Annotated in this window: 1 protein-coding gene; it reads left to right on the top strand. The window is 69.1% G+C overall.

Translation table 11 applies throughout. The features are described 5' to 3' along the window. Positions 1 to 489: peptidoglycan-binding domain-containing protein (locus tag AC08ON_RS18170; RefSeq protein WP_476617447.1), on the top strand; the 489-nt coding region annotated here is incomplete at both ends.

Consider the following 489-nt stretch of genomic DNA (forward strand, 5'->3'; position numbering starts at 1 on the left):
CAGGCCGTCACACCACGCGACCTTCGCGCAGCCCTGGGAGTTCGGATGGCAGGAAGAGATCACCGACTCTCCCGCCGGTTACGGTAGCGGTACCCACCGGATGGGCGGCCAGGCGTGGGGAGGCCACAATTGCCCGGGGGACATCCGGGCCAACCGACGCCGGGACATCCTCGCCGCCGCGCGGCATAACGGAGTCGGCGCAGCCGCCGATCCCCGGCACCGTTACGACGACCGTCCGACCCTGCGGGAGGGATCGCGTGGTCCGGACGTCGTGGAGCTCCAGAACGCCCTGAACATTATCTTTGGCCATGAGGCCCCCACCGGTGATCCCAACCGGATAACGCCGGATGGCGTGTACGGGCCACGGACCACTGCCCGGGTGGCCTCCCTACAGCGCTACGCCGCGCCGTGGTTCGGCCGCATCCCGGACGACGGGGTCTGCGGGCCCAACACCTGGCGGAAGATCGGTTACCTCCTCACCGGGATGAA

This window comes from Frankia sp. CoWAU3, assembly GCF_977971855.1.